Origin of the sequence: Microbulbifer rhizosphaerae (assembly GCF_014191725.1) — a bacterium.
GTDB classification, from domain to species: domain Bacteria; phylum Pseudomonadota; class Gammaproteobacteria; order Pseudomonadales; family Cellvibrionaceae; genus Microbulbifer; species Microbulbifer rhizosphaerae.
Map to the genome: position 1 here is coordinate 100,594 of NZ_JACHWZ010000013.1, position 23,509 is coordinate 124,102.

Annotated in this window: 21 protein-coding genes; 8 read left to right on the forward strand and 13 right to left on the reverse strand. The window is 62.5% G+C overall.

What is annotated here, in order from left to right; translation table 11 throughout:
- Positions 1-238: 238 nt before the first annotated feature.
- The 9 genes from FHS09_RS14300 to lgt form a co-directional block, all read right to left on the reverse strand.
- Entirely contained in the window at positions 239-1,579 is a 1,341-nt protein-coding gene (locus FHS09_RS14300; RefSeq protein ID WP_183461065.1) for a tetratricopeptide repeat protein, read from the reverse strand.
- 12 nt (positions 1,580-1,591) lie between these two features.
- Positions 1,592-2,215, reverse strand: coding sequence for an energy transducer TonB (locus FHS09_RS14305; RefSeq protein ID WP_183461067.1), 624 nt, complete (start codon positions 2,213-2,215; stop codon positions 1,592-1,594).
- A 5-nt stretch (positions 2,216-2,220) separates the two neighbouring features.
- Positions 2,221-2,622, reverse strand: a complete 402-nt coding sequence (locus FHS09_RS14310; protein ID WP_183461069.1) for an ExbD/TolR family protein — start codon at positions 2,620-2,622, stop codon at positions 2,221-2,223.
- Positions 2,623-2,753: 131 nt separating this feature from the next.
- Positions 2,754-3,281 carry a MotA/TolQ/ExbB proton channel family protein gene (locus FHS09_RS14315; RefSeq protein ID WP_183461071.1) on the reverse strand — a complete coding sequence of 176 codons (528 nt, stop codon included), beginning with the start codon at positions 3,279-3,281 and terminating at the stop codon, positions 2,754-2,756.
- 14 nt (positions 3,282-3,295) lie between these two features.
- Complete coding sequence (locus FHS09_RS14320) at positions 3,296-4,678, reverse strand: MotA/TolQ/ExbB proton channel family protein (protein WP_183461074.1); 1,383 nt, start codon at positions 4,676-4,678, stop codon at positions 3,296-3,298.
- The gene (locus FHS09_RS14325; protein ID WP_183461076.1) at positions 4,675-5,457 is read right to left on the reverse strand and encodes a DUF3450 domain-containing protein; all 783 of its coding nucleotides are present in this window, start codon (positions 5,455-5,457) and stop codon (positions 4,675-4,677) included. The genes FHS09_RS14320 and FHS09_RS14325 overlap by 4 nt, the downstream gene beginning before the upstream one ends.
- A gap of 287 nt (positions 5,458-5,744) precedes the next feature.
- Entirely contained in the window at positions 5,745-6,257 is a 513-nt protein-coding gene (locus FHS09_RS14330; RefSeq protein ID WP_183461078.1) for a dihydrofolate reductase, read from the reverse strand.
- Positions 6,257-7,090, reverse strand: a complete 834-nt coding sequence (locus tag FHS09_RS14335) for a thymidylate synthase (RefSeq protein ID WP_183461080.1) — start codon at positions 7,088-7,090, stop codon at positions 6,257-6,259. Before FHS09_RS14335 ends, FHS09_RS14330 begins: the two co-directional genes overlap by 1 nt.
- The gene (lgt, locus tag FHS09_RS14340; protein ID WP_183461083.1) at positions 7,090-7,914 is read right to left on the reverse strand and encodes a prolipoprotein diacylglyceryl transferase; all 825 of its coding nucleotides are present in this window, start codon (positions 7,912-7,914) and stop codon (positions 7,090-7,092) included. The genes FHS09_RS14335 and lgt overlap by 1 nt, the downstream gene beginning before the upstream one ends.
- A 218-nt stretch (positions 7,915-8,132) precedes the next feature.
- On the opposite strand from lgt, the gene FHS09_RS14345 reads away from it, so the two are divergent.
- From FHS09_RS14345 to mepK, 5 genes are all read left to right on the forward strand, one after another.
- Positions 8,133-8,933: an NRDE family protein gene (locus tag FHS09_RS14345; protein WP_183461085.1), complete on the forward strand. Its 801-nt coding sequence runs from the start codon at positions 8,133-8,135 to the stop codon at positions 8,931-8,933.
- 404 nt (positions 8,934-9,337) lie between these two features.
- Complete coding sequence (locus FHS09_RS14350) at positions 9,338-11,260, forward strand: L,D-transpeptidase family protein (RefSeq protein ID WP_183461088.1); 1,923 nt, start codon at positions 9,338-9,340, stop codon at positions 11,258-11,260.
- Positions 11,261-11,455: 195 nt separating this feature from the next.
- Positions 11,456-12,691, forward strand: coding sequence for a L,D-transpeptidase family protein (locus tag FHS09_RS14355; RefSeq protein ID WP_183461090.1), 1,236 nt, complete (start codon positions 11,456-11,458; stop codon positions 12,689-12,691).
- Positions 12,692-12,703: 12 nt separating this feature from the next.
- Positions 12,704-13,855, forward strand: a complete 1,152-nt coding sequence (locus FHS09_RS14360) for a L,D-transpeptidase family protein (RefSeq protein WP_183461092.1) — start codon at positions 12,704-12,706, stop codon at positions 13,853-13,855.
- Between the two features lie 294 nt (positions 13,856-14,149).
- Positions 14,150-14,683, forward strand: a complete 534-nt coding sequence (gene mepK, locus FHS09_RS14365; protein ID WP_183461094.1) for a peptidoglycan L,D-endopeptidase MepK — start codon at positions 14,150-14,152, stop codon at positions 14,681-14,683.
- Positions 14,684-14,903: 220 nt separating this feature from the next.
- Here the strand turns inward: mepK and FHS09_RS14370 are convergent, their stop codons facing one another.
- Both FHS09_RS14370 and FHS09_RS14375 read right to left on the reverse strand, forming a co-directional pair.
- Positions 14,904-16,076 (reverse strand): imelysin family protein, encoded by a 1,173-nt coding sequence (locus FHS09_RS14370; RefSeq protein ID WP_343057491.1) that lies wholly within the window; start codon positions 16,074-16,076, stop codon positions 14,904-14,906.
- A gap of 48 nt (positions 16,077-16,124) precedes the next feature.
- A complete protein-coding gene (locus FHS09_RS14375; RefSeq protein WP_183461096.1) occupies positions 16,125-16,784 on the reverse strand; it encodes a histidinol-phosphatase in 660 nt (219 codons plus the stop codon).
- Positions 16,785-17,068: 284 nt separating this feature from the next.
- Here FHS09_RS14375 and FHS09_RS14380 point away from each other — a divergent pair, with 284 nt between their 5' ends.
- Together FHS09_RS14380 and ptsP are read left to right on the forward strand one after the other, a co-directional pair.
- Complete coding sequence (locus FHS09_RS14380) at positions 17,069-17,587, forward strand: RNA pyrophosphohydrolase (RefSeq protein ID WP_183461186.1); 519 nt, start codon at positions 17,069-17,071, stop codon at positions 17,585-17,587.
- Positions 17,588-17,641: 54 nt separating this feature from the next.
- Positions 17,642-19,921 (forward strand): phosphoenolpyruvate--protein phosphotransferase, encoded by a 2,280-nt coding sequence (ptsP, locus tag FHS09_RS14385; RefSeq protein ID WP_183461098.1) that lies wholly within the window; start codon positions 17,642-17,644, stop codon positions 19,919-19,921.
- Positions 19,922-19,987: 66 nt separating this feature from the next.
- Here the strand turns inward: ptsP and gcvH are convergent, their stop codons facing one another.
- Together gcvH and gcvT are read right to left on the reverse strand one after the other, a co-directional pair.
- Positions 19,988-20,374 carry a glycine cleavage system protein GcvH gene (gene gcvH / locus FHS09_RS14390; RefSeq protein WP_183461100.1) on the reverse strand — a complete coding sequence of 129 codons (387 nt, stop codon included), beginning with the start codon at positions 20,372-20,374 and terminating at the stop codon, positions 19,988-19,990.
- A 19-nt stretch (positions 20,375-20,393) separates the two neighbouring features.
- Entirely contained in the window at positions 20,394-21,482 is a 1,089-nt protein-coding gene (gene gcvT / locus FHS09_RS14395; protein ID WP_183461102.1) for a glycine cleavage system aminomethyltransferase GcvT, read from the reverse strand.
- 193 nt (positions 21,483-21,675) lie between these two features.
- Here gcvT and FHS09_RS14400 point away from each other — a divergent pair, with 193 nt between their 5' ends.
- Positions 21,676-23,457, forward strand: a complete 1,782-nt coding sequence (locus FHS09_RS14400; protein ID WP_246395040.1) for an SLC13 family permease — start codon at positions 21,676-21,678, stop codon at positions 23,455-23,457.
- Positions 23,458-23,509: the final 52 nt, after the last annotated feature.

Consider the following 23,509-nt stretch of genomic DNA (forward strand, 5'->3'; position numbering starts at 1 on the left):
CTCTCCTGATTATTATTAGGGTGTTGGAATCGGCGGCCGAAGCCGCCGGCGTTGGAAAAAGCTGATCAGCTGTCTCTATTAATAGCAGAATTAAATAGAGTTGCAAACTATTCTCAGTCGCAAGCTCAATAAGTAATCAGTGCTGTAGGAATGGGTAAAGCGCAGCGTGCCCACCCGTCCCGCAATAAAAAAGGCCGCACATCGCTGTGCGGCCTTTTTGGCAGGATAGTGGCAATTATTAAATTGCCAGCTGCTCCTCGCGCTCCTTCTCTGTCTCGATGTAGTTGATCCACTGTTCGGCGTACTTCTTCGAGCTATCGTGTTCCAGAGCCTTCTTGAGGCTGCTCAGCGCATCGTCGTACTTCTTCAGGTTGGCATTGGCCATACCCAGCACGATGTACAACTGGCCCGGGCGCTTGATGCCACCCTTCCTCAACGCCCTGTCACCCATGTTGACGGCCTGCTCGTTCTTGTCCAGGTCCAGGTAGATACCAGCCAGACGGGAGTAAAGCTCACCCTTGGCGGACAACTTGGCCGCGGCCTCAAGGTTCGGGATCGACTTCTGCAGCTCCTGGGCCATCTGGTACGCCTGGGCCAGGGTTTCCAGATTCTTGGAGGTGCGCTCGATCTTCTTCTCCTTGATCCCCATGTCGATCACCTTGGCGCCCTTGTAGGGCATATCGTGCCCCATAAAGAGATAGGCCATATTCAACAGCTCTTTCTCTTTTTGCAGGGCACCGGCGATATAAGCCGCTTCCATCATGTGCAACTGGTCTTTCTCGCGCTTCAATTCGCCGTACATACTCGCCAGCTGCTTGTAGTACTCGCCTTTGGGGTAGTGCTTGACCAGTTTCTCGAGAATGTTGGCGACCATCTTATAGTCGTTTTTCTCGTAATAGAGATAGCGCTGCAAACCGAACCAGCTCTCCTTGGGCACCTTGCCCTCTTTCTCGTACATCGACACGGCGGTGTTGATATCCGAAAGCGCCCTGGCCTCGTCACCCTTCTGGTAATAGATCTGGGCGCGCAGGTTGTAGGAGTCTGCAGTGACCTGCTCTGGAGCAGCAGCGGCAAACCACCGGTTCAGATAACTCAACGATTGATCGTAATTCTCAGTCACGAAGGACAGCTGGGCAACGGTAAATAGGGTTTCCACTTCCAGCGCCTCAGTCAGGTTTTCCGAACCCTGCCGCAGAACATTCTGGTAGGCACCGATGGCTTCCTTATAGCGCTCCATGCTGTAGTACACGAAGCCGTAGAAGTAGTACATCATCGCGATTTCGTAGCCGTTGAACTTGTCCTTGTCGGCCTCCATCTCCCGCAGCGCCTCCAGGGCCCCATTCCAGTTCTCCGCTTCCGCGGCTTCCTGTGCCTTGCCCAGCTTTTTCGACACGTTTTCACGCATCGACGGTACTTTGCGCGTCTTCTCCTCGGCCGCTCGGGCCTGGGCGAAGCCGGCTTCAATGCCCACCGCTTCCAACACGGTGACGCTCACCGCCGGCGCCAGTACCAGGGGCAGCGCCACGGACGTGCGCAGGACGAATTTGGACAGCCCTTTCGTCATGGTCGTCATATTCATATGCGTCCCCTATTAGTTCTTGGCCATATTGAAGCTGATCTTGGTCTTCACACCGGGCACTTCCATTGCCTGGCCATCCACGACCCTCGGCTTGTACTTGTACTTCAAGGCCGACTTGATCGCCGCGCGGTTGAAGATAGTTGTGGGATTGCCGTCCAGGGTAAAGGCCTCCACCACCTTCGGATCGCGCACGGAGCCGTTGGTGGTCACCGTATACTCGACGATCACGTAGCCCTCAATACCCCGCTGCAAGGCGCGACGCGGATACTGCGGCTGAACCTTTACGATGGGCAGGTAGTCGCCCTCGCTAAAGGCGCCACCGAGACCGCCGATCTTCAGATCCGCACTCCCACGGGGCGCAGACATGTTGATGCTGTCGTCCAGGTTCGGTTCATCGTATTCCGGTTCCGGCATTTCCGGCGGCGGCTGCTCCGGCTCGTCGGGCTTGTCCGGTTTACGGGTGTCGTACTGGGTTTCGATCTTCTGCTCGGGCATCACCACATCGGCAACCTTGATCTGCTCCTCATCCTCGGGAGCACCCATATTTGCCTGAATCAACTGATGCATGGTGAAGATCAGGGCGAAAGTCGTGGCTATCGCCAGCGTACCCGCCCCTGCTAGTCTTGCCGGATTCATAGCTGTTAACTCTTTTCTGTCGCGACCGATACTTTCTCGATACCGATTTCCCTGGCGGCATTCGCAATCAGGGCAACCTTCTCGATATCCGCTTTCTTATCGGGTTGAATTACCAACCACCCCTTGGGGTTTTGTGCGTAGAGACGCTCCAGGGTGATTTTCACCAGGCGGTCATCCACGTGCTCCTTGGCAATCCAGATTTCGTTGCTCTCGTTAATCGCTACCAGAATAGAGGCGGCCTTGAGGTCAGCGGTTGTCGCTTCCGGCTTCACCACATCGACACCGGGAACCTTGATAAAGGTGGCGGTGACGATAAAGAAGATCAGCATGATAAACACCACGTCCAGCATGGGCGTGAGGTCGATCGCTCCCGCTTCTTCTTCTGCCGTATTTTGTTTTCTGCTCATAGCAACTCTCTTAGCGAACTTTCCCCGTGAGGCACTTCCGAGGGAGTGCCCCGGGGAAAGTTTCTGGCTTGGCTAAACCTTCTCGGCAAATAGGCGCGCGCTTTTGGCGGGCCACTTGCCCTATGTGTGCCTTAGTGATCCATCGTCAGATGGTCTTCCAGCAACTGGGTCTCACGCTCCGCCTTGCGGCTGATATAGGTGTTGGCAAATACCCCGGACAGTGCCGTAACCATGCCCGCCATTGTCGGGATAGTGGCCATGGAAACACCGCTGGCCATCTGCTTGGCATCACCGCCGCCGGTTATCGCGAGGACCTCGAACACATTGATCATGCCCCACACCGTGCCCAGCAGCCCGAATAGGGGTGCGAGGGCCACACAGGCCTGAATCATGTCCAGATTGTCCCCGATCTTCTCGGATACCCGGGAAATCAGCGCGTGGCGGATCTGGTGGGCGCCCCAGGATTTGCGCTCGGAGCGCCCCTCCCACTGGTCCACCGCTCCCTGAACGTCACCTTTCAACCCCTTGTTGAAGTAGAAGACCCGCTCGAAGATCAGCGTCCACATAAAGAAGGTCAGGCCGGCGATTAGAAACAGTACTGGCCCGCCCGACGCCATAAAGGCGTTGACGGCGGCCCATGCGTCAGTCAATGCGTGCATGTTGCCGCCTCCTCTTATTTGCGCTCAGCGCTTTCCGCCACGATACCGGTGCTCTGCTCATCCAGGATATGCAGGATGCGCTTGGCGCGGCCGTTGACGATGGTGTGCATCAGTACGGTGGGGATCGCCACGCACAGACCCAGTACGGTGGTTACCAGTGCGGAGGAGATACCACCGGCCATGGCCTTCGGATCGCCGGCGCCGAAGATGGTGATCGCCTGGAAAGTCACGATCATACCGGTCACAGTACCCAGCAGACCCAGCAGCGGGGCTACCATGGCGATGATCTTCAGCAGGTTGAGACCGGACTCGATGGCCGGGCGCTCTTTCAGCACCGCCTCTTCCATCTTCAGTTCCAGGGTCTCGCCATCCACACCGCGGTTCTCTTCCGCCACCGCCAACACGCGGCCCAGCGGGTTGTTGGTATTCGGCGTGGAAGAACGCAGCTGAGCGTTAACCTTGGCACTCATACCGGACAGCGCAATCAGGCGCCAGATGGCCAGCAGCATCGCAAAGGCACCCACCGCGGAGATGATGTAGCCAACAATACCGCCCTGATGCCAGCGCTCAACCATACTCGGGCTGTTGATCATGGCCTTCAGGTAGGAGCCGCCGGTGGGGCCGGTGGGGTCGACACCGAAGGCATTAAAGCCGGAAGTGGCGGCCTGCAGGTTGGCAGCTTCGCTCTGGAATTTGCCGCTGGGCTGGCGTACCAGCTCGGCCATTTTGCTACCGTCGATCAGTTCCAGGTACTTGCCGTTGGAAACCAGGTTGAAGTTACCCACGCGTACAACTTCCTGCTCGACCTGCTCGCCGTCGGGTTTGATCACTGTGCCGGTGAACTTGACCACCTTGCCGGACTCGACGGTCTCGCGCTGCAGTTCGTACCACAGGCGCTCGATCTCCTCGATGGTCGGCAGCTTGGTAGCGGAGTCCATCTTGCTGATCAATTGGTCCAGAAATTCGGTGCGGCCGGGGTACTGGGCGGATACGAGGGAGGTGCTCAGGTTGGCGCGCAGGTCGCCGGTGGTGGAGGTCAGGTGGCCGAACAGCTCTTTCAGGGAGCCCATGCGCTCGTCCAGTTGCTGTCGCTTCTGCTGAACCAGCAGTTCCTGCTCTTTGTACTTCTCCTCTAACTGGGCGGAGCGGGCCTCTTCGGCCGCGCGGGTGTTTTTCGCCTGGGTCAGCAGGGCCTGCTGATTGGCCTTCTGGCGGCGGAATTGTGCTTCGCGCTGCTGGTGCTCTTTGGATTCGGCGACCTTGGAGCTGCGCACCATCTGCAACAACTGGTCCAGGGATTGGGCTTTTTCCTGGGCAACGACGGAGGCGCTGATCAGGCCAGCCGCCGTGACGACGGCTGTTAATGAAAGGACGCGTTTGGCGATAGAGGTTCTCATTGCGCTGCCTCCGGAGCCGGAATCGGCATGTTCATGATGTCTTGGGTGGCCTGCTGCTTGGCGATTTTCAGGCCCTGCAGAACGGCGCGGCGGTATTCGCCGGCATCCACTTCCACCCAGCCCTTCTGCTCTTTGTCGTAGGCCATGGTAATCTTGGAGTCCTTGGTCTGCGCCAGCAGGGCGATACGGCCGATCTGCAGCACGTTCACTTCGCGCTCCTGGCCATTCACATTCAGGGTATCGCCGTAGCTACTGAGCTTGCGGCCGTATTCGGCTTCAAAGTTGTACAGTTCCAGTACCTGGCGGAATTTCTCCGCGGCGGTGATATCGGAGCGGTCCATATTCCTCTTGACGCCTTCGAGGTTGGCCAGACGCTCTTCCAGCATGAAGGGCGCGTCCAGTTCGATAAACTGTTCCAAGCCGTCCAGCATACGCAGGATCAGCGGCTGAATTTGACGTTCGATAACGGTGACGTTGTCGATGGACTCTTCCAGGTCTTTGATCACTGACAACTGGTTGGCCAGTTGCTTCTCCAGCTGGCGGTTGTAAACGCGCAGGCCGTCGATTTCCTTGTTCACCACCTTGAAGTCCTGCAGCAGGCTGGTGGTTTCCTCAGCGATCTTGTCGATGCGCTTTTGCGAAGCCTGAGCCGCAGAGGTCTTCTGCTGGCCTACGGTGAGGACGTTGTCGAGTGTATCCGCAGTGGCTACGCTGCCGTAGAGTGCGCCGGCAGACAGCGCAGTGGTCAGCGCCACAGCCATGAATCGCTTGGTTTTCATTAGACCCCCCAGTGGGTTCAATATTTCACAACATGGTCGCGATGATTTAGCTGCCACAACGCGGTGTACGTTTGTTTTAACAACAGTGGTTTGAAGACAGCTAAGAGCCGCACATTGTAAACAGCCGATTTGATTATTCAAATGTCGATTGACAGTATCGACCTCCGTGTGTAGCGAAGTAACAACCGGGTAACACTCCCGGGTTTCCTGCACACATTTGCGGCGACGTTCGCGGTGCGAGCGAGGATGGAATTTAACAGAATGAACACAAAATAATCAAACTGTTTTTATTTCGACCTGTCGTACTGGACTAAGCAGTAGTTATATTCATCCCTTTCCGAGGCCGGGTAACACGCCCGACTGGATTCCTTCCACTGGTCACACAAGGGTGGAAAGAAGGCGTCTCCTTCCACCTCGGCATCCACTTCTGTGAGATAGACACGTTTCGCCTGCGCCAGGGTCTGGCGATAGATCTGCGCGCCGCCGATCACCATCACCTCGGCGGCGCCGCTGGCAGCGGCGGACCGCCGCGCCAGCTGAAGCGCCTCTTCCAGGGAGGCTGCAGACTGTACCCCCTCGGCACTCCACTCAGGACTGCGACTGACCACGATATTGTCCCGTCCAGGCAGCGGTCGTCCGATGGACTCGAAAGTCACACGCCCCATCACCACCGGCTTGCCCAGGGTGGTGCGCTTGAAAAACTGCAGGTCGCCGGACAGGCGCCAGGGCAGGCCGTTGTCGCGGCCGATGGCGCCGTTGCGCGCCACCGCGGCGATCAGGGCTATGGGGATTTCCGCCATTACACTGCCACCGGTGCCGGGATATGCGGATAGGCCTGGTAGCCGCGCAGTTCGAAGTCCTCAAAGCGGAAGTCGAACAGTTCGGCCACTGCGGGGTTGAGGAGCATCTGCGGCAGCGGCAACGGCTCGCGGCTCAGTTGCTCCTCCACCTGCTCCAGGTGGTTCAGGTAAAGGTGGGCATCGCCAAAGGTGTGGATAAACTCGCCCGGCTCGAGGCCGCACACCTGCGCCAGCATCAGGGTAAGCAGGCTGTAGGAGGCGATATTGAAGGGCACCCCCAGGAAGATGTCCGCGCTGCGCTGGTACAGCTGGCAGGACAGCCGGCCATCCGCCACATAGAACTGGAACAGGGCGTGACAGGGTGCCAGGGCCATGCGCCCGACGGCGGCGTTGCCCCGCGGAGATACTCCCTCGTCAGGAAGATCGGCGGGGTTCCACGCGCTCACCAGCAGGCGGCGGGAATCCGGGCGGTTCTTCAGTTGCTCCAGCAACTGCGCTATCTGATCGATGCGGCGCCCGTCCGGCGCGGGCCAGGAGCGCCACTGGCAACCGTATACCGGCCCCAGGTCGCCCTCCTCGGTGGCCCATTCGTCCCAGATACGCACACCGTTCTCTTTTAAGTAACCGATATTGGTGTCACCGCGCAGGAACCACAGCAGTTCGTGAATAATCGAGCGCAGATGGCACTTCTTGGTGGTGATCAGCGGAAAGCCCTCGGCCAGGTCGAAGCGCATCTGGTAGCCGAACACGCTGAGGGTTCCGGTACCGGTGCGGTCACTCTTGCGGGTGCCGCTGTCGCGCACATGACGCATCAGGTCCAGGTACTGCTTCATTACTGTGTGCCCCCTTTCGCCTGGCCCCGACCTTCGGGAAGCGGCTGGGTGCGGTAGCTCCATACCATCATCGCGACGCCCGCGGCGATCATCGGCAGGCTGAGCAACTGGCCGCGGGTCATCCAGCCGAACAGGTCGAAGCCGATATGGCCATCCGGCTCACGCACGAATTCCATCGCAAAACGGAAGATGCCGTAGAGAGTCACGAACAGGCCGCCCACCGCCAGGCGCGGGCGCGGTTTACTGGAGTAAATCCACAGCACCACAAACAGCACCAGACCCTCCAGGAACGCCTGGTACAGCTGCGACGGGTGGCGCACCAGCAAATCCGGGTCCCGCGGGAAGACCATCCCCCAGGGCACGTCCGTGGGCCGCCCCCACAGCTCCTGGCCGATAAAATTTCCGAGGCGACCGAGGCCCAGGCCGATAGGCACCAGTGGCGCCACGAAGTCGATCAGTGCGGGGAAAGTGGTGCCGATCTTGCGCGCGTAGAGAGTGGCGGCGAGCATCACCCCGATCAGGCCGCCGTGGAAGCTCATGCCGCCCTCCCATACGCGGAACAGGGACAGGGGATCGGAGGCCAGTTCACCGAAATTGTAAAAGAGCATATAGCCGATCCGGCCGCCCACCACGACGCCGATGGCGCAGTAGAGAATCAAATCCTCCACTTCCGACTTGATCACCGGCGACCAGGGCTTGCGGCTGCGCCGCAGGGCCAACCACCAGGCGGCTGCAAAGCCGGCCAGGTACATCAGCCCGTACCAGTGCACTTTCAGCGGGCCTATGGCCACGGCTACCGGGTCGATTTGGGGATAGGGGATCATTGTGACTTCACAGTTATTGGCGAGCTCATTGAGATGAGCGAAATCTTACCAGTTAAAGCGGGCGGAGAGTAATGCGGAATAATGATGAATGCGGAATGCGGAAACTCACCGCGTTAGCCGCTACTATTCCGCATTCATCATTCATCATTCCGCATTCATCATTCATCATTCCGCATTCCGCATTCCGCATTCCGCATTCATCATTCCGCATTCAATCCATGTGCCTATTGCTGTTCGCCTACCGCCGCCACCCCGAATACCCGCTGCTGATGCTCGCCAACCGGGATGAGTTCCACGGTCGCCCCAGCGCACCGGCGTCGCCCTGGGAGCGCGGAGAATTGGTGGCCGGGCGCGATCTGCAGGCCGGCGGCACCTGGCTGGGTGTGGCCAGGGGCGGGCGCGCGGCGGCGGTTACCAATGTGCGCGAGCCCGGTCGTGCCCCGCCAGCCGATACGCTCTCGCGGGGAGATATCCCGCGGGATTTCCTGCGCGGGCAGCGGCTGCCCTGGGATTACGCCACGAGGCTGGAGGCGGCGCGTTATCGCGGCTTCAATGCGGTGCTCTTCCAACTGGGTGCGGAGCCGGAACTGGTCTGCGCCGGCAACCGCCACCGGACCTTCGCCTTCTCCCCCGGGGTCCACGGCATTTCCAACGGCGCTCCGGACGCCCCCTGGCCCAAGGTGCTGAAAGGGAAGGCCGGTACAGAGCGGCTGTTGGCGGGTATCCAGGGCGGAATCGATAAGGACAACTTCGTGCGCCCGGCCCTGACCCTGCTGCAGGACAGTACACCGGCGGCGGTGGCGGAGCTGCCCCATACCGGGGTGGACCCGGCGCTGGAACTGGCGCTCTCTTCCATTTTTGTGCAGATAGATACCCGCGACTCCCCCTCCCGCGGCTCCTATGGCACCCGCGCCAGCAGCCTGGTGGCGGTCGACCCTCGGGGGCGGACGCAGTTGTGGGAACAGAACTACTACAATGGCGAATTGAACGGCCCGCTGCGCCATTTTCGCCTAGATTGATAGTCGACGGTCGGCGGGGATTGTTGGGGCGGAGCTTGTGTTCGCCCACGAGCCTGGGGCGTCTCCTCCCCCAACTTCCCCCACCCCCTCAGAGAGGGGAGCGCTGAGGCCCAGCCTTGGGTCGTGACTCCCATAGAGTCAAATGAATCAAACGCCAAGCAAACTCCGGATTTATTGCCATACTTACTTTCACAGGCAGCTGGATGTTGACTTACGCGCAACTCAGCGCCGTTTGCTGCCTCTTCATAAAGGAAGGTCGCGCGGGACGCATGACACAGGCGGGCCGTCGATAGTATCGACGAACAATAGGATCGGTTCGCCGCAGGTTGGGAAGGTATAAACGATCTGGCGCCCGGCCACCCCAAAATCTGGCAACCCGGGCCCTGCAGTATCGCTGAGGTACCATGTCGTATTTCAACCCCGAGCGCCGCACACACAAGTCACCGCTGCCGCTGATGATCCTCGGCAGCCTGTGCGTTTTCGCCCTTTATTTCGCCTTCGCTGCCAATCAGCAAACGGTGCCGGTGCTGCCGGAGAATGCCGTGCGCCCCCATTTGGTGCGCTGGCTGGAAGAGAACCCCGACTCCTGGCCCGCCCAGGATCCGATCTTCAACCCGGCGGCGGTGCGGCGCATCTACCAGCGCACGGATTACCGCCTGCTGTGGTTCGACAACTACAGCCTCAGCGACACCGCCAACGACCTGTTGAAGCAGCTCACCGCCTCCAGTTCCGGCAACCCCAGCAGCATGGTGGACTACCGCTACCACCTGGGCTACTTCGACCGCACCCTGCGCGACACGCCCCAGCGTCTGCAGATGGCCGCGGTACTCGATGTGCTGCTCACCGACGCTTTCGTGTCCTACGCCCAGGACACCCAGTTGGACCGGCTCAAGCCCAAGAGCCGCCGGCAGCTGAATATCACCCCGGTGCATCATGCGGAGGGCGAATACCGCCTGGTGGGATTGCAGATGCCGCGGCAGGCCGCTGCCACCCCCAGCGGGCGCAAGTACTTTCGCGGCTATACCCGTGGAACCCGTGGAACCCGTGGAACCCGTGGAACCCGCGGAACCCGCAGTCGCAGCTACAACGTCGAGCGCTCGCGTCACTACTCCACCTACTCCGCCCGCCGGCCGTCACCCTCGCGTTTCTCCCCTGGCGGCCTGCCCCCGCGCAACGGCTACCGCAGCTATCGCAGCGAGAACGGGCTGCCGCCGGTGGGGCGGGTTCCGGACCACAGCGAAGGTCCCTATATAGAGGACAACATACTCTACGGTGGAGATGCCGCGGCCCTGCGCAACGAGCTGGCGCGTCTCCGCAACCTGGCGGACAGCGGCCGCTGGCGACCTCTGCCCAAGGGCCCCGCCATGACTATCGGCGCGCGCCATCCCCACGTAGCCCAACTGCGCAACATGCTGTCCCTCTACGGCGACTATCATAGCTACGGCGGCGAGCCCAACAGCGACAGGTTCGACCGTCGCCTGCACGAAGCGGTGCTGCGCTTCCAGGCACGCCACGGCCTCAAGCCCGACGGTATCGTCGGCCGCCTGACCCGCCAGCGGTTAAACCTCTCCCCCACCGCTCGCGCACATGTCATCGAGACCAATATCCGCCGCCGCCAGCAGTTGCCGGCAGACCTGGGCAGCCGCTTCGTACAGGTCAATATTCCCGAATACAAGTTGCACTATGTGGAGAACGGCCGGGTCAGGCTGTCGATGAACGTGGTGGTAGGCAAAAAGAAACACGCCACGCCGGAAATCAATACCCGGGTGAGCAAGGTGATATTCAACCCCACCTGGACAGTGCCGCGCAGCATTCTGGTGAATGAAATACTGCCCAAGGCCCGCGCCAACCCCAGCGGCATGGAGAACATGGGCTACCGGGTAGTGAGCGGCAGCGGCGAACATCTGCCGTTGACCCCCAAAAACCTCTCCGCCGCCGGCCGGGGCTCCTACCTGATGCGCCAGCTGGGCGGTGAGGACAATATCCTCGGGCGGGTCAAGTTCGAGATTCCCAACAAGTACGATGTGTACCTGCACGACACCCGCGCCAGGAGTCTATTCACCCTCACAGACCGGGGCTACAGTCACGGCTGCGTGCGCCTGGCAAAACCACGACATCTGGCCCAGGCGCTGTTGCAGGATCAGGGCGACTGGGACCAGTGGCGCATCGACCAGCTCACCACCGGCGACGAGACCACCGAGGTGAAACTGAAACAGCGGGTGCCGGTGTACATCACCTATTGGACCGCCTGGGTGGACGGCGAGGGGCGCCTGAACTTCCGCCCGGATATCTACGACAAGGACGGCCTGGCGGCCAATCAATTCTAGCCAATCTGGTGTTGGCGAGTGGCGGGAGTGGTCTAGCAGCGCTTCCCGCCGCCGGCCACTCTCATATATTCCAATTCCACCCTTAGGCCTCCCGGCGCATTCCCCAAAGGTATTGGGGCACCCCCTCCCTGCAAGTTACCAATGTGAATACGGCGATCCGTCCGCCGACTCACTCCGGCTTGCAGGGAGTAGACCATGGGTCTCCACACCAGCCAGTACATTCGCAACCCTCTCAGCTGCAGCGCCCTGGCGCTCGCAATGGCGCTCGCGGTGGGTGCCACCCCGCCCGTCACCGCCCAGGCACCGGCGGTCGAGCCACACCTGGAGGCGCTGGACAGCTTCGCCCCCTACGGCCGCCAGTACGCGCTGATGCGCGAGGAACTGGCGCGCTATAGCGCCCTCGCCGAGGGAGACCAGTGGCGGCCCCTTCCCAAGGGGCAAACCCTGTCACCGGGGATGCGCGATCCACGCGTCGCCCACCTGCGCAGCCTGCTGATGCAGTATGGTGACTACCCCCTCGACGACCACACGGACACCGCCGCACCCATGGATGAATACGACGCCCGGCTGCAGGAGGCGGTAAAGCGCTTCCAGCGGCGCCACGGCCTGAAAGAGGACGGCCTGGTGGATCAGCGCACCCGCGAGCGCCTGAACGTCGACCCCGCCCGGCACGCCCGGACGCTGGCCGCCAACCTGAAGCGGTGGGGGGAGATGCCCAAAGACCTGGGCCCCCGCTATATCCTGGTTAACATCCCCGATTTCAGCCTGCGCCTGATGGACCGCGGACGCGAGCAGTTCCGCATGCGCGTGGTGGTGGGCAAGACCCGCACCAAGCACCAGACCCCGCAACTGGCCACGCGCATGACCCGGCTGGTGTTCAATCCGGTGTGGCGGGTACCGCCCAGCATCGCCGTGCACGAATTGCTGCCCAAGGGCGGCGGCGCCCTCTCCGCCCGCGGCTTCCGACTGGTCAACCATCGGGGTCGCGCGGTGCCCTTCAGTGCGCGCAACATCGCCGCCACCCGCCGCGGCACCGTCAGCCTGCAGCAGAAGGGCGGCCCCAAAAATGCCCTGGGGCGGGTCAAGTTCGTGATCCCCAACAGCCACGCCATCTTCCTGCACGACACCCAAAGCAAACACCTGTTCAAGCGGGGGCAGCGCGCCTTCAGCCACGGCTGCATACGCCTGGAAAAGCCCATCGAGTTCGCCCGCAGGATGCTGGCCGAACAGAACGGCTGGGGAGAGGAGCGTATCGACCGCATGGTGCACAGCGGGCGCACCCGCGCCGTGGAGCTGGAGCAGCCGATACCGGTGTACATCGCCTACTGGAGCGCCTGGGTGGACGAGGAGGGGTTGCTGCAGTTCAGGCCCGATATCTACAACCGCGACAACCCAGGGGAAACCAGCGGAAAAGAAACCGATAACGACTGACCGGGGTGAAACATGGCACTTGTCAGGAAACGCTGGCGGCTGCTGGCGGCCATCGCCTGCCTGGGCGCTGCGGCCGCAGTGCCCGCAGCCGGCGAGAAGCCGCAGATCCATCCCGCGCACGCCGGCGAGCAACTGCGTGCGCAGGCCGCCCACTACCGGCAACTCGCCGGGCACTGGGAACCCATTGCCCCCGGCGGCCCCCTCCACCCCGGCGATCGGGGCGCGCGCGTGGCCCAGTTGCGCCGCCTGCTCCAGCTCTACGGCGACTATCAGGGCCCACCGGGACCGGTCCGCACCGCCAGCCGTGACAGCGCGCGCTTCGACAGCAGCCTGCAGCGGGCACTGGAAAACTATCAACGCCGCCACGGCCTGGAGGCCAGCGGCGTCGCCGGGGCGGAAACCCTGGCCGAACTGGCGGTCCCCCCGGGCCAGCGCGCGCGCCAATTGGAGTTGAATGCCGAGCGGGGGGACCAGTTGCGGATCCCCAGGAAGGAGCGCTATGTGCTGATCAATGTGCCCGATTACCGCCTGCAACTGGTGCAGAACGGTACGGTCACCCTATCCATGAAGACAGTGGTGGGTAAAACCAGCAGCCGCACTCCCACACTCAGCAGCCGGATCACCGGGATAGTATTCAACCCCACCTGGACAGTGCCGCGCAGCATCCTCCTCACCGAACTGCTGCCCAAGGCCCGCAACAATCCGCGGGCCATGCACGAGCGGGGCTACCGGGTGGTCAGCTACCGCGACGGCGACACTTCCCCCATCTCAGAGGACAGCCTGGCCCGCGCCGCGAGCGGCAACGCCACGCTGCGCCAGGTAAGCGGCGCCGGTAACACCCTCGGACGAGTCAAATTCATACTGCCCAACCGCAAGTCGATCTTCCTGCACGACACCCAGGCACACAGCCTGTTCGACCACCGTGAACGCGCCTTCAGCCACGGTTGCATACGCCTTGAGCGGCCCCAGGAACTCGCCTACGCCCTGCTCGACGAGCAGGGATGGGACAGGGTCCGTATCGCCCAGGCTACCAGTGGGGATGAGACAGTGAGGGTCCAAGTGAGCCAGCCGCCGCGGCTGTTCATTACCTATATGACCGCGTGGGTCGATCCCGGGGGCCGTCCCCAGTTTCGCCGCGACATCTATCGCAAAGACGACGGCTAGCCCCGGATAGCCAATACTGAACAGTCATAAAAAAAATAATTTATTACGAAAACCCCTGAGATGACAACGCCATCTCATATTCCCCTGCCTGTTTCCCCTGATCTCCCCACTTCCGGGCTTCTCTGCATAGGGTGTGGAGAAAAAAATACCAGGGGTCCCTTTCGATTGTTTCTTCATTAGCAGTGTACAGTTTGTAACCGCAGGTTATTTTTTGTACATTCCTTCCCGTGCCCTTTGGCACCAAAAGCAACCCCCAGGCAAATTGACATAGAGATAACGAGGCGGAAACAGGATATGAATAATCCCTCCAGACGCCGGTTCTTGGCCGTAACCTGCGCAACAGCGGCGGCGGTCAGCGCTGGACCGACACTCGCAAGAGCGGGCAGCTCCCGCACCCTGAAAATGCGCAACCTGCATACCGGGGAAAGGCTGAGCACCGCCTATTGGGCCAACGGCAGCTACAACAACAGCGGTTTGAAGCAGTTCAACCGTCTGCTCCGCGACCACCGCGCCAACGAGGTGACGCGCATGGACCCGAAGCTGTTCGACATCGTGTACAAGCTGAAGCAGAAGCTGAACTTCAACGGCGAGGTCGAGATCATCTCCGGCTACCGTTCAGCCAAGACCAACGCCAAGCTGCGCGCAGCGGGCCGCGGCGTGGCACGCCGAAGTTACCACACCCGCGGTATGGCCCTGGACATCCGCATGCCCGGTATCAGCACCTCCAGGCTGCGCCGCGCGGCCCTGGACCTGAAGGCGGGCGGCGTCGGCTACTACCCGAAGAGCGGCTTCGTGCACGTGGATACCGGACCGGTCCGCCGCTGGTAGTCCAGGGGACAGAAGCCAGTTGTCAGAAGACAGAAAGGCCGCCGGAGCAATCCGGCGGCCTTTTTTATGCTCAAGTTCCGGAACAGAACCGGGGACTGGTACCACCTTGTGGGAGCCAGCCCTGCTGGCGAAGCAAGTGTCGCCGGTATCTCAATCGCCCTCAGGCAGGCTCCCACAATGTGTTATCCACCAATAGTCCATCCACAACCCCGAAACCCGCCTAGCCTGCGGGACCCAGCTTCACTGGGGTCATCTCCTCCTCGGACGCCGGCACCTGGGTAACCCCGGACATCAGCCCCGCCAGCCCCTCCAGCAGGTTCCGCGCCCGGGCCAGCTGACTGAGTTCCGCCAGCTCTATGGGGTCCTCCATCTTCAGCAGCAGTTCCTCCAGCGCGGCGAATGTCTGCGCCAGGGCCGCCGCCTGGTGCCGGTCCAGCAGCAGTTCGGCCAGGCCGGCGCCCTGGGCCGGCAACCAGTTCGCCTGCAACTCGCGCAGCGAGGCCAACAGCGCCTGCTTGGAATCCGCCGCGCGGCTGCTCTCCACATCGCTCTCGGAACTCTCCGGCAGACGGCGCAGCAGTTCTTCGTCCACCAGCCGTGTGTGGGCCGCGCGTATCTGCTGAAGTCGCTCCACAGGGGCCAGGGCCAGGAAATGGCGGGACAGGTCATTGGCGGCAAAGGGCCAGCGATCCACCAGGCCGTCGATATCCTCCCCCATGCCCTCCCCGATCAGACGGGTGAGTTCGCGGCGCCGGTTGGTGGCCTGGGCCTCCGGTTTTTCGCCGGCGCCGACGGCGACAAACTGCTCTGCAGTGCGCTCGCTGGTGGGCCCCCAGAGCATGATCTCCATGGCGTGAAAACCGGTGCTGGCCTCCTCGTGTGCGGTGAGCCGGTGCTGCCTGCGCAGGTTGGGCAGGGTCAGCTCGATCGCGGTATCGTTGACGATGCCGCTGTCCGAGTAGCCGGGCACCGTGTCCAGGTAGCCGGGCTGCGCCGGCCAGCTGTCCAGAGCCAACAACAACGCCTGCCCCTGTTTGCGCAACTCTGCGGGAGCAAAAGCCACCTGGATATAGGGCAGCGCGGCGGTGAACTCTCTGTGGGCATCAAGCCAAGCGAGTTTGGCTGCCTCCAGGTGATCCTCGCTGGGCTTGTCCAGCAGAGTGGCGACAGCGCGGTTGAGCGCCTCCACCGCCGCTCGGGCGTCGGCCAACTGGACCTGTCCCGCCTGCCACACACCGCGGGACAGCTCTTCCGCCGCCGCCGGATCCACGGTCTCCACTACCGGCCGCTCCGGCACCGGCTGCTCCGCGCCTTTGCGTTCACAGGCCGGCAGCACCGACAGGGCAACCAGCAACAGCGCCGGGCGCAGTCGCCGAACCAACTCTTCGATCACAATTCTTCCCCACACAAGCAAAATAAGACTAACCCCCCCGGAAACCTGTCAGTCGCGCAAGCTGATAACCGGCCAGCCGCGCGCCTCGGCCTCCGCGCGCAAACGCGCATCGGGATCCACTGCCACCGGGTACTGCACCTGCTGCAGTAGCGGCAGGTCGTTGATGGAATCGCTGTAGAACCACTTCTCTCCGTCGCGGTACTCAGGATTGTGCGCCAGCCACTGCTGCAGGCGCACAACCTTGCCACCCTGGTAACAGGGCTCGCCTACCACCCGGCCGGTAAAGCTGCCTTCCAGCTCCTCAGGCTCGGTGGCCAGCAGGGTGTCCACCCCCAGGAGTTCGACGATGGGCTCCACCACGAAACGGTTGGTGGCAGTGATAATCATAATATGGTGACCGTCGCGGCGATGCCGACCGATTAACGCTTCTGCCTTCGGCAGCCAGATTTCGCTGATCACCTCCTGCATGAACTCCCGCTGCAGGTTGTTGAGCTGCCCCCGGGAGAGCTGGGCCAGTGGCTCCAGGGCAAACTCCAGGTAGGCGAAGATGTCCAGTTCACCCCGCTGATAATCGCGGTAGAAGCGATCGTTGGCGGAGCGGTAGCGCTCGCCGTCGACGTGCTCGCGCTCCACCAGAAACTCCCCCCAGGCGTGGTCGCTATCGCCACCGATAAGGGTGTTGTCCAGGTCAAAGATTGCCAACTGCACCGATTTCTCCCCATCATAACTATAGGCGCGACGGGCAATTTTACTCCGCCATCGCGCTGCGCACACCGCCTTCTGCGCCTAATTGCCGTAACCTCCCCGCTGTGGAACAATGCTGGGCAACACTGCGCGGCGACAGAACCGCGCGAAACAGATTCGAGGACGGTATTTTGAGCGACGGCAAGGCAGTGCAAGCCGGGCGAAAAAGCCGCCGCAGATCCATCGGACAGCCCAACTCCGGCGATAGCGGGAAGAACCGGGGGCGCGGAGGCGACAGCAGCAACAATATCGACACCGAGGGCTTTCGCCCCAATGTCGGGATTATCGTGCTGAACGCCCGCGGCCAGGCACTGTGGGCGCGGCGGGTGGGTGGCAAGGACGCCTGGCAGTTCCCCCAGGGGGGGATCAACCCGGGGGAAACTCCGGAACAGGCCCTGTACCGGGAGCTTTATGAAGAGGTGGGATTGACCCGCGACCAGGTCAGCCTCATCGCCTGCACCCGCGGCTGGTTGCGCTACCGGCTGCCGCAACGGCTGATCCGGCGGCGGGCGGAGCCCCTCTGTATCGGCCAGAAGCAGAAGTGGTATCTGTTGCGCCTGGAGGCTCCCGACAGCGCTATCAGTTTCGACAATGGCTACAAACCGGAATTCGACCACTGGCGCTGGGTGAACTACTGGCACCCGCTGAGCAAGGTGGTGACCTTCAAGCGTGAAGTATATCGGCGCGCGCTGACCGAATTGGCTCCGCAGCAAATACAATTGGAGAAGCGCTTTTCAGAAGACAGGAACCAGAAACCGGGGGAGTGACCCCCCGCCCGCTGGTTTTCCCGTCTTTTGTCATCAGGAAAGGAGGACAGGCCTTTGCTCGGATCCCTGCGCAGTATCGTCCAGGAAGTCAACGCGGCCCGGGACCTGCATGCAGTATTGGATATCATCGTACGCCGTGTGCGCGAGGTGATGCACACTCGCGTGTGCTCCGTCTACCTGCGGGACAAAAAGTCCGGCAACTACGTGCTGATGGCCACCCAGGGGCTCAACCCGGATGCGGTGGGCAAGGTGCGCCTGGCCCCGGGTGAGGGCTTGGTGGGCAATGTGGTCACGCGCGAAGAACCCATCAACCTGGAGCAGGCAGAGGCCCACCCCGCCTACCAGTACTTCCCCGCCACTGGTGAGGAGCGCTTTTTCGCCTTTCTCGGCACTCCCATCATCCACCACCGCAACGTGCTCGGTGTATTGGTGGTGCAGCAGGCGGAGAAGCGCCGCTTCGACGAGGGCGAAGAGGCCTTCCTGGTCACTCTGTCCGCACAGCTGGCCGGGGTCATCGCCCACGCCGAGGCCACCGGGGCACTGGCGACTATCGGCAAGCAGCGGCACGAAGCCAAGTTCGGCGGGCTTGCCGCCTCCCCCGGGGTAGCCATCGGCCGCGCGCATATCATCATTCCGCCGGCCAATCTGGCCACAGTACCCTATTCCTCCTGCATGGATGTGGACGCCGAACTGGAGCTGTTCCACCAGGCGCTGACCAGCGCCCGCGGCGAGATCCGGGAGGTAGGCGAACGCCTCAAAGGTGAGCTGAACCGGGAGGAGCGCGCGCTGTTTGACGCCTATATCAGCATGCTCGACGACAACTCCCTGGCGGTGGAAGTGTGCGACCGCATCCGCCAGCAGCTCAGCGCCCCCCGCGCCTGGGCCGAAGTGATGCTGGAACACGTGCGTCGCTTCGAGGCCATGTCCGACTCCTATTTTCGCGACCGCGCCGCAGACGTGCGCGACCTGGGTGCCCGGGTGCTGATGCACCTGCGCCAGCAGCAGCAGAGCCAGCGGGACTACTCGGAAAACACCATACTGGTCGGCGAGGAGTTGACCGCCGCGGTACTCGCGGAGGTACCGCGGGAAAAACTTATCGGCCTGGTGTCGGTAAAGGGCTCCGCCAACAGCCATGTGGCGATTATCGCCCGCGCCATGGGCCTGCCGGCGGTGATGGGGGTCCAGGACCTGCCCTATGAACAGATAGACGGCGCCGAACTGGTGGTGGATGGCTACCGCGGCGAACTGCACGTGCACCCGGGCCGGGAACTCCGGCGCCGCTACGACAGCATCGTGGAGGAAGAGCGCGAGTTGGCGCGCAACCTCGACCACCTGGCGGGCCTGCCCGCGGAAACCTCCGACGGCCACCGGGTGCGCCTGTGGGTCAACACCGGGCTGATGGCGGACGTGGTACGCTCCCTGGAGCGCGGCGCCGAGGGGGTGGGACTCTACCGCACCGAGGTACCCTTCCTGCTGCGCGACCGCTTCCCCTCAGAGGAGGAGCAGCGGGAGATCTACCGCGAACAGCTGCAGGCCTTCGCCCCCCGCCCGGTGACCATGCGCACCCTGGACATCGGCGGCGACAAGGCCCTGGCCTACTTTCCCATCGAGGAGACCAACCCCTTCCTCGGTTGGCGCGGCATTCGCGTCACCCTGGACCACCCGGAAATCTTCCTCGGCCAGGTGCGCGCGATGATGAAGGCCAGCCTGGGGCTGGACAACCTCCGCATCATGCTGCCGATGATCAGCGGCGTGGGAGAAGTGGACGCAGCGCGGGTGCTGGTGGAGCGCGCGCACCGGGAACTCCTGGACGAGGGCTATGAAGTCGCGCTGCCGCCGCTGGGCATTATGATCGAGGTGCCCTCGGCGGTTTACCAGGCGCGTGAACTGGCCGAGCGGGTGGACTTCATCTCCGTGGGCAGCAATGACCTCACCCAGTACCTGCTGGCAGTGGACCGCAACAACAGCCGAGTGGCCAATATCTACCACGCCCTGCACCCGGCGGTTCTGCGCGCACTGCAGGAAGTGGTCACCGCCGGGCGCGAGGCGAACACCAAGGTGGGAATCTGTGGCGAGCTGGCTGGCGACCCCGGCGGCGCCCTGCTGCTGATGGCCATGGGTTACGACGTGCTGTCCATGAACGCCACCAACCTGCCCCGGGTCAAGGCCGCGCTGCGCGCGGTACGCAAAGCGGATGCGGACCACTTGCTGCAGCAGGTGCTGGTCATGGACAATGCGGATGAAATAGAGGAAACGGTAGAGGAATACCTGAAAGGGCTGGGACTAAAGGCGCTGCTGCAGCCGGCGGGGGATAACGAAGTGGCCGGGGGTTAGTGGTCGGTGACCGATGATCAGTGACAAAAAAGCCGCTGCCAACCGCAGCGGCTTTTTTGTCACCGGTTACTCCTCTGCCTCAGCCCGGTAGGCCTCCGCATCCAGCAGCTTGTCCAGTTCACTCGGGTCGCTGGGCTTGACGCGAAAGAACCAGCCGTCGTCGTAGGGAGAGGCATTGACGGTTTCCGGGGCGTCTTCCAGCGCCTCATTAACCGCGACCACCTCGCCGGAAACGGGTGCATAGATATCGCTGGCGGCTTTTACCGACTCCACCACACCCGCCTCGTCACCGGCGGCCAGGTTGGTGCCCACTTCCGGGGTATCCACATAGACCACATCCCCCAACGCATCCTGGGCGTGGTCGCTGATACCAACGGTCACCGTGCCGTCCTCTTCCAACCGCGCCCACTCGTGGCTGGACAGATATTTCAGTTCACTGCGAATTTCGCTCATGTTGTGATCCCTCTAATTATCAAATTACGGATTTTCCGTTGCGCACAAAACAGGGTCTTACCACCTTTACCGGTACCGGTTTGTTGCGGATTTCCACCTCAGCGGTTTCGCCCACGGTTACCGGGACCCTCGCCAGTGCGATGGAGTGGCCCAGGGTGGGGGAGAAGGTGCCGCTGGTGATGATACCGCGGCCGCCGTCGCCGTCCACCACCACTGGCTGGCCGGCGCGCAGCACGCCGCGCTCCTTCAGCGCTAGCCCCACCAGCTTTTCCTTTACGCCCTCGGCTTTTTCCTTTTCCAGCGGTGCGCGGCCGATAAAATCGCGCTCTTCCGGCAGCCAGGCGATGGTCCAGGCCATGTTGGCGACCAGCGGCGAGATATCCTCGTTCATCTCGTGGCCGTAGAGGTTCATGCCCGCCTCCAGGCGCAGGGTGTCCCGCGCCCCGAGGCCGCAGGGAGCCACACCGGCATCCGCCAGCGCGCGCCAGAAACCGGGGGCATCCTCTCCAGGCAGCATGATCTCCAGGCCGTCCTCGCCGGTGTAACCGGTGCGCGCCACGAACCAGTCGCCGCGGGCCACACCCTGGAAGATATCCAGATCGTCGATGGCCGCGATCCACTCGATGCCCAGCGCTGCCTTCGCTTTGTCGAGCGCCTCGGGCCCCTGGATTGCCACCATGGCGAGTTCGGGATGCTCGCTCAGGGTTACGTCGAAGGATTCCGCCTGACGGTTCATCCAGGCCAAGTCCTTCTCGCGGGTAGCACAATTGACCACCAGACGGTAACCGGATTCCTGAAGGTAGACGATCAGGTCGTCGATCACCCCGCCCCGCTCGTTGAGCATACCGGTGTAGAGGGCCTTGCCGGGGTTGCCGTCCAGCTTGGCCACGTCGTTGGCCAGCAGATGGCGCAGGTAATCGCGGGCGCCGTCGCCATCGATATCCACCACAGTCATATGGGAGACGTCGAACATGCCCGCGTCACCGCGCACCCGGTTGTGTTCATCCAGCTGCGAGCCGTAGTGCAGCGGCATATCCCACCCGCCAAAATCCACCATCTTGCCGCCCATGGCGACATGCGTGTCATACAGAGGCGTTCTGTTTCCCATCTTTGTTCTCAATCCAGTGCGAGTGAAAGCCGCGTATTCTAGGGCCTGTTCACACTAAATTCGATAGCCGCGTCCGCCGGCAAAGATGCCGCAAGGAGGCAACATCGATAGAAAGCTATATAAATATGCCAAAAAATAACTTTTGGCGATAACGCCTATACGGTAGTTTTAGCCGACACTTCCCGGACACACAATGACTATGGATTGGGCTGGCTGGTTTTCCCTGGCGCTGGTATTCGCGTCCCTGGCAACGCTGATTTTTACCCGACTGCAGCCGCACCTGGTGATGATGGCGGCGCTCACCCTGCTCAGTGCCAGCGGCGTGCTCACCGCCGAGGAGGCGCTGTCCGGCTTCGGCAACAGCGGCCTGATCACCGTCGCCGCCATGTTCGTGGTCGCCGCCGGCATCCACGGCTCCGGCGGCATCGACCTGCTGGTCAAACACCTGCTGGGCAGGCCCGGCTCGGTGCGCGCGGCCATGTTGCGGGTGTTCACTCCGGTGATGGCGCTGTCCGGCTACCTGAACAACACCCCGGTGGTGGCCACCATGATCCCCGCGATCAACGCCTGGGCCAAGCGCATCGATATAGCGCCGTCCAAACTGATGATTCCGCTCAGCTACGCCGCGATTCTCGGCGGCACCCTGACCCTGATCGGCAGCAGCACCAACCTGGTGGTCAACGGCCAGTACCAGGCGCTCACCGGACGCGAGAGTTTCTCCCTGTTCTCCATCGCCGCCGTGGGGCTGCCCGCCGCTCTCGCCGGCACCCTGTTTATGCTGCTGTTCTTTCCCCGCTGGCTGCCGGACCGCCGCGAAAAGAAACCGTTTGGCAACCTGCGCGAGTTCACCCTGGAAGTCGCTGTCGCCCACGGCGGCCCGCTGGTGGGGCAGACGGTGGAAGAGGCCGGGCTGCGCGGACTGCGGCGCGTCTACCTGGCGGAGATAGAGCGCAACGGCGACGCAATCACCCCGGTGCGCTCGGAGGAGGTATTGCGCGGGGGCGACCGGCTGGTGTTCGCCGGGGATACCCAGGCCATTTCCGACCTCCTGCGCATGCGCGGCATAGTGCCCTCGGAGGAGGACGCCAGCGAGACCCTTGCCACCGAGCGCGGCGAGCGGAGGCTGGTGGAAGTGGTGGTCTCCCCCCGCTGTGACGCCATCGGCAGCAGCATCCGCGACGCCCAGTTCCGCAGCCGCTACGGCGCCGTGGTGCTGGCGGTGGCGCGCAACGGCGAACGGGTGGCCGGCAACCTTTCCAGCATCAGGCTGCAGGGGGGAGACACCCTGCTGCTGGAGACGCGCCCGGCGTTCGTCAGCCGCCAGCGCTTCAATCGCGACTTCCTGCTGGTCAACGAACTGGAGGAGGAGTCCCCGCGCCACGAGAAAGGCTATATCGCCTGGGGCATCATGATCGCCATCGTGCTGGCCGCCGCCAGCGGCCTCACCAGTATGCTCAATGCCGCCCTGCTGGGCGCCGGCGCCATGCTCGCCAGCGGCTGCTGCTCGGTGAACCAGGCGCAAAAGAGCCTGGATCTCACGGTGATTCTCACCATCGCCGCCTCCTTTGCACTCGGCGTCGCCCTGCAGAAGACCGGCGTGGCCACTGTTCTGGCGGAGGGCGCTATCAGCCTTTCCGGAGGCCGCCCCTGGCTGATGCTGGTGGTGGTCTACCTGTGCGTTTCCCTGCTCACCGAGATGGTCACCAACAACGCCGCGGCAATTATCATGGTGCCCATAGTGCTGCAGATCACCGGCAACGCAGGGCTGAACCCCGAACCCTTCATGTTTGCGGTGATGATGGCCGCCTCCGCCAGTTTCGCCACCCCGCTGGGCTACCAGACCAACCTGATGGTCTACGGCCCGGGTGGCTACCGCTTCAGCGATTACCTGCGGGTGGGCATTCCGATGAACCTGCTGGTGGGGCTGGTGAGCATCGCCGTGCTGCTGAGCGGCTGGGACCTGACCGCGACGTGAATTCTTCTTTGCGCCGCCCCACTCCGGGTGTATAAGGACTTCCCTGCGCGCC

Coding starts and splice junctions, on each gene's coding strand:
- FHS09_RS14300 (WP_183461065.1), bottom strand. CDS start 1,579: ATGAATATGACGACCATGACGAAAGGGCTGTCCAAATTCGTCCTGCGC.
- FHS09_RS14305 (WP_183461067.1), bottom strand. CDS start 2,215: ATGAATCCGGCAAGACTAGCAGGGGCGGGTACGCTGGCGATAGCCACG.
- FHS09_RS14310 (WP_183461069.1), bottom strand. CDS start 2,622: ATGAGCAGAAAACAAAATACGGCAGAAGAAGAAGCGGGAGCGATCGAC.
- FHS09_RS14315 (WP_183461071.1), bottom strand. CDS start 3,281: ATGCACGCATTGACTGACGCATGGGCCGCCGTCAACGCCTTTATGGCG.
- FHS09_RS14320 (WP_183461074.1), bottom strand. CDS start 4,678: ATGAGAACCTCTATCGCCAAACGCGTCCTTTCATTAACAGCCGTCGTC.
- FHS09_RS14325 (WP_183461076.1), bottom strand. CDS start 5,457: ATGAAAACCAAGCGATTCATGGCTGTGGCGCTGACCACTGCGCTGTCT.
- FHS09_RS14330 (WP_183461078.1), bottom strand. CDS start 6,257: ATGGCGGAAATCCCCATAGCCCTGATCGCCGCGGTGGCGCGCAACGGC.
- FHS09_RS14335 (WP_183461080.1), bottom strand. CDS start 7,090: ATGAAGCAGTACCTGGACCTGATGCGTCATGTGCGCGACAGCGGCACC.
- lgt (WP_183461083.1), bottom strand. CDS start 7,914: ATGATCCCCTATCCCCAAATCGACCCGGTAGCCGTGGCCATAGGCCCG.
- FHS09_RS14345 (WP_183461085.1), top strand. CDS start 8,133: ATGTGCCTATTGCTGTTCGCCTACCGCCGCCACCCCGAATACCCGCTG.
- FHS09_RS14350 (WP_183461088.1), top strand. CDS start 9,338: ATGTCGTATTTCAACCCCGAGCGCCGCACACACAAGTCACCGCTGCCG.
- FHS09_RS14355 (WP_183461090.1), top strand. CDS start 11,456: ATGGGTCTCCACACCAGCCAGTACATTCGCAACCCTCTCAGCTGCAGC.
- FHS09_RS14360 (WP_183461092.1), top strand. CDS start 12,704: ATGGCACTTGTCAGGAAACGCTGGCGGCTGCTGGCGGCCATCGCCTGC.
- mepK (WP_183461094.1), top strand. CDS start 14,150: ATGAATAATCCCTCCAGACGCCGGTTCTTGGCCGTAACCTGCGCAACA.
- gcvH (WP_183461100.1), bottom strand. CDS start 20,374: ATGAGCGAAATTCGCAGTGAACTGAAATATCTGTCCAGCCACGAGTGG.
- gcvT (WP_183461102.1), bottom strand. CDS start 21,482: ATGGGAAACAGAACGCCTCTGTATGACACGCATGTCGCCATGGGCGGC.
- FHS09_RS14400 (WP_246395040.1), top strand. CDS start 21,676: ATGACTATGGATTGGGCTGGCTGGTTTTCCCTGGCGCTGGTATTCGCG.